This is a genomic window from uncultured Nevskia sp., from assembly GCF_903885465.1.
Classification (GTDB): domain Bacteria; phylum Pseudomonadota; class Gammaproteobacteria; order Nevskiales; family Nevskiaceae; genus Nevskia.
The window spans coordinates 1-4555 of record NZ_CAISIQ010000142.1 but is presented as its reverse complement, the minus strand read 5'-3'; the positions used below and the strand labels follow the sequence as shown (position 1 = coordinate 4555).

At 63.2% G+C, this 4555-nt stretch carries 6 protein-coding genes; 2 read left to right on the top strand and 4 right to left on the bottom strand.

The annotated features are described in order from the left end of the window. Together QZY06_RS05265 and QZY06_RS05260 are read left to right on the top strand one after the other, a co-directional pair. On the top strand, positions 1-481 hold a 481-nt coding region (locus tag QZY06_RS05265), incomplete at its 5' end, for a pentapeptide repeat-containing protein (RefSeq protein WP_295681168.1). After that, on the top strand, positions 478-882 hold the full coding sequence (locus tag QZY06_RS05260) for a hypothetical protein (RefSeq protein WP_295681164.1): 405 nt from the start codon (positions 478-480) through the stop codon (positions 880-882). The genes QZY06_RS05265 and QZY06_RS05260, both read left to right, overlap by 4 nt. A gap of 24 nt (positions 883-906) precedes the next feature. Here QZY06_RS05260 and QZY06_RS05255 read toward each other — a convergent pair whose 3' ends face one another. The 4 genes from QZY06_RS05255 to QZY06_RS05240 all read right to left on the bottom strand — a co-directional run. Then, on the bottom strand, positions 907-1209 hold the full coding sequence (locus QZY06_RS05255) for a septum formation initiator family protein (RefSeq protein WP_295681161.1): 303 nt from the start codon (positions 1207-1209) through the stop codon (positions 907-909). Continuing rightward, positions 1206-2495 carry a phosphopyruvate hydratase gene (eno, locus tag QZY06_RS05250; protein WP_295681158.1) on the bottom strand — a complete coding sequence of 430 codons (1290 nt, stop codon included), beginning with the start codon at positions 2493-2495 and terminating at the stop codon, positions 1206-1208. The genes QZY06_RS05255 and eno overlap by 4 nt, the downstream gene beginning before the upstream one ends. A 182-nt stretch (positions 2496-2677) precedes the next feature. Then, entirely contained in the window at positions 2678-3517 is an 840-nt protein-coding gene (gene kdsA, locus QZY06_RS05245; RefSeq protein WP_295681154.1) for a 3-deoxy-8-phosphooctulonate synthase, read from the bottom strand. Continuing rightward, on the bottom strand, positions 3517-4555 hold a 1039-nt coding region (locus QZY06_RS05240; RefSeq protein ID WP_295681152.1), incomplete at its 5' end, for a CTP synthase. The genes kdsA and QZY06_RS05240, both read right to left, overlap by 1 nt.

The window sequence follows — 4555 nt, the reverse complement described above, 5'->3', positions numbered from 1 at the left end:
TGCCGATCTGCGCCATGCCAACCTCGAAGGCGCGAATCTGGGCGGCGCCAATCTCGCCCGGGCCGACCTGCGTCACGCCAATCTCAATGCTGCGAAGCTCGATGGCGCCAACCTTGACGGCGCTCGCCTCGAGATCGCTTTCATGGGCGGCGTGAAACTGCGCGGCGCCAGCTTGCGCGGCGCCGATCTGCGCTTCGTGCGCATGGCCAAGGCCGATCTCAGAAATGCCGACCTGACCGCCGCGACCCTGGAAAAGGCGATGGTCAAAGGCGCGAATTTCGACGGTGCCAAGCTCGTCAACGCCGATCTGCAGGAAACCAAGTTCTACGAAGCCAACCTCAGCAACGCCGTGATGGATGGCGCGCTGATCCGCTTCGCGATCTTCCAGGACGCCCTCATGGAAGGCTGCAGCGGCTGCCCGCAAGGCTGGCAGACCGGCACCAAGGCCTGGGAAGAAGGTCAGACGAAACCGGCACCGTGAACGTCCGCACGTTGGCGCTGCTGCCGGCACTGCTGATCGCCACTGTGGCGGCCAGCAGCATCGATATCCCGAACGAGTTGCAGCAATGCCGAAGGCTGAGCGATCTCGAACGACGACTGGCCTGCTTCGATGTGCTGGCGTTTCGCCATTCGCCACCACGATTCGCGGGCCGGCATGGCGCCACCACCGAAGCCTTCATCACCACCGGTCCGCAACGTCTGCGCTATCAGAGCGATGGCGCGATCTTCGTCATGTATCTGCGGGATGCCGAGGGTGGCGTGCTGCAGAACATCACGCTGCCTGGCGGCGGCGAGGACAGCTATCGGATCGACAAGGCCGGCACTTACTCGCTGCAGGTCAACGGCAGCGAAACCTGGCGCATCTGGATCGATCCGCCTTGAGCGCGGGCAGCGCCCAAGCTTGGATCAGTGCCGCGCGGCCATCGCCAGATCGGCATTGACGACCAGGAAGAAGGTTTCTTCCCGACGGACCATGCCCAGGGTTTCGCGTGCATGGGTTTCGATCGCCGCACCACCGGCACGGAGGTCTTCGACCTCCGCTTCCAGCGCTGCATTGCGCAGCCGCAGGCGACCATTATCGGCTTCGCGCGCCGCGACGGCGGCGCGCTGCTTGCCGGTTTCATAAACACCGCCGTCGCCAATCCAGAACCGATACTGCAAACCCGCCAGCATCAGTCCCAGAACAGCGATGGCGATGCCGCGCGTCATCCGCCGACGATCACGGGGAACGCGCCGGCACCCGGGTAACGGGCACGCGAGCCGAGCTGACGCTCGATGCGCAGCAGCTGGTTGTACTTGGCCATGCGATCGGAACGGCATAGCGAGCCGGTCTTGATCTGGGTGGCGGCAGTGCCAACGGCGATGTCGGCAATGGTCGCGTCCTCGGTTTCACCCGAACGATGCGAGACCACCGCCGAGTAATCCGCTTCGGTCGCCATGCGGATTGCGGCCAGCGTTTCGCTGAGTGTGCCGATCTGGTTCGGCTTGATCAGGATCGAATTGCCGACGCCGCGCAGGATGCCTTCGGCGAGGATCTTGGTGTTGGTGACGAACAGATCGTCGCCAACCAGCTGAACCTTGGCGCCGAGCTTCTCGGTCAGCAGGCCCCAGCCCTTCCAGTCGCCTTCGGCACAGCCGTCTTCGACCGAGATGATCGGATAGCGATCACACAAGCCGGCGAGATAGTCGGTGAACTGGTCGGCGGTGAACTGCTTGCCCTCGCTTTCCAGGTGGTACTTGCCCTTCTTGAAGAACTCGCTGGACGCGACATCGAGGCCGAGGAACACGTCGACACCCGGCTTGTAGCCGGCCATCGCGATCGCTTCCATCAGCACCGCGAGCGCAGCTTCGTTCGATTCGAGGTTCGGCGCGAAGCCGCCTTCGTCACCGACGGCCGTGTTCAGCTTGCGGCTGTGCAGCACCTTCTTCAGTGTGTGGAAGATCTCGGCACCGGTGCGCAGCGCTTCGGAGAAGCTGGTGGCACCGACCGGCAGGATCATGAATTCCTGGATGTCGATGTTGTTGTCGGCATGCGCGCCGCCGTTGATGACGTTCATCATCGGCACCGGCAAGGTATCGGCCTGCAGACCGCCAAGGTGGCGATACAGCGGCTGGTCGTTCTCGGCGGCGGCGGCATGAGCAGCGGCCAGCGACACGGCGAGAATCGCGTTGGCGCCGAGGCGCGACTTGTTCTCGGTGCCATCGAGCGCGATCAGCGCGGCATCGAGGCCAGCCTGATCCTGGGCGTCGCGGCCCTTCACGCACTTGGCGATTTCGCCCTCGGCATTCTTGACCGCCTTCAGCACGCCCTTGCCGAAATAGCGCTTCTTGTCACCGTCACGAAGTTCGACAGCTTCGCGGCTGCCGGTCGATGCACCACTCGGGGATGCCGCACGTCCGGAGAAGCCGGTCTCGAGAAAAACCTCGGCCTCCACCGTCGGATTGCCGCGTGAGTCAATGATTTCCCGGGCCAGCACGCGGACAATCTCGGACATCCAGTATTCCTCTTGAGTGGTTTCGGTTTGCCGAATTCTACGTCGCGCGTCGGCGTACCGCCATGAATGGGCCGATCATTGGGACAAGCCACCGACAGAACGGTCACGGATTGCCCTACGAAAACGAAAAAACCGGGCTTGGAGCCCGGCTTTCGTTTGCTTGAGACCTTCGGCTCAGCAGCTCAGTTGCTGTTCAGGCGCGACTCCAGCAACGGCTTGCGCTTGACCAGACGATCGAGCTCGACCAGCGTTTCCAGCAGATCGGCCATCTCCGATAGCGGCAAGGAGTTCGGGCCGTCGCACAGCGCTTCATCCGGTTTCGGATGGGTTTCCATGAACACGCCAGAGACACCGGCACCGACCGCAGCGCGCGCCAGCACTGGAATCATTTCGCGCATGCCGCCGCTGGCCGTGCCCTGCCCGCCCGGCAACTGCACGGTGTGGGTGGCATCGAAAACCACCGGCGCGAACTTGCGCATGATCGACAGGCCGCGCATGTCGGCAACCAGATTGTTGTAACCGAACGAGAAGCCGCGCTCGCAGAGCAGATACTGGTGCGGCGCCACGTCGGTCATCTTGTCGATGACGTTGCCCATTTCCCAGGGCGACATGAACTGGCCTTTCTTGACGTTGATCGGCCGGCCGGTCTTGGCCACGCTCTGCATGAAGTTGGTCTGCCGGCACAGGAAGGCCGGGGTCTGGATCACGTCGATAACCGAGGCCACTTCGCCCAGCGGCGTGTCTTCGTGGACATCGGTCAGCACCGGCACGCCGACCTTGGCTTTGACGGTCTCCATGATCTTCAGGCCTTCGGCAATGCCCGGGCCGCGATAGCTGCGACCGGAGCTGCGATTGGCCTTGTCGAACGAGCCCTTGAACACGTACAGGATGCCGAGGCGATCGGTGATCGCCTTGATCGTCGACGCCACTTCCAGCGCCAGATCCAGCGATTCCAGCGTATCCGGGCCGGCGATCAGGAACAGCGGTTGATCGATGCCGACATCGCGTCCACAAAGTTTCATCACGCCACCTCGGGCTGACTGGTCGCCTGATGAGCCAGACGCTGCTCGCGCGCTGCGCGGATGAAACCTTCGAACAGCGGATGACCGTCCCGCGGCGTCGAGGTGAATTCCGGATGGAACTGACAGCCGATGAACCAGGGATGCTCGGGCAGCTCGAGCATCTCCACCAGTTCGCCATCTTCCGACGTGCCCGCGATCTTCATGCCGCGCGCGGTCAAGGTATCGCGATAATTGTTGTTGAACTCGAAGCGGTGACGATGGCGTTCGCCGATCAGTTCCGCGTTGTAGAGCGCCCGCGAACGGCTGCCTGCCACCAGACGGCAAGTCTGGATGCCAAGGCGCATGGTGCCGCCGAGGTTGGAGTTCTCGCTGCGCGTCTCGATGCGGCCGGTGACGTCCTTCCACTCGGTGACCAGCGCGATGATCGGATGCGGCGACGCCGGCGCGAATTCGGTGGAGTGCGCGCCTTCCAGACCGCAGACATTGCGTGCGTACTCGATCGCCGCCACCTGCATGCCGAGGCAGATGCCGAGATACGGAATGCGATTCTCGCGAGCGTGGCGTGCGGCTTCGATCTTGCCTTCGATGCCGCGCTCGCCGAAGCCGCCGGGAACCAGGATCGCATCCGCACCCTGCAACACCGACAGGCCCTGGCTTTCGACGGTTTCCGATTCGATGAAGCGGATCTTGACCCGCGTCTTGGTATGCAGGCCGGCGTGATAGAGCGCTTCGTTCAGCGACTTGTAGGCATCGGCGAGATCGACGTACTTGCCGACCATCGCCACCTGCACTTCAACGTCCTGCTCGGCACGGGCGTTGACCACGCGCTCCCAGGCGCTGAGATCGGCCGGACGGCACTGCAGGCCGAAATGCTCGACGACCAGATCATCGAAGCCCTGCTGATGCAGCCAGCCGGGAATCTTGTAGATGTCGTCGAGATCGACGGCCGAAATCACCGCCCGATACGGCACGTTGGTGATCAGCGCGATCTTGCGCTTTTCGCCTTCCGGCATCGGCTTTTCCGAGCGGCACAGCAGC

Bases quoted from the DNA above. Each gene is read 5' to 3' on its own strand.
- QZY06_RS05255 (WP_295681161.1), bottom strand. From the start codon at position 1,209: ATGACGCGCGGCATCGCCATCGCTGTTCTGGGACTGATGCTGGCGGGT.
- eno (WP_295681158.1), bottom strand. From the start codon at position 2,495: ATGTCCGAGATTGTCCGCGTGCTGGCCCGGGAAATCATTGACTCACGC.
- kdsA (WP_295681154.1), bottom strand. From the start codon at position 3,517: ATGAAACTTTGTGGACGCGATGTCGGCATCGATCAACCGCTGTTCCTG.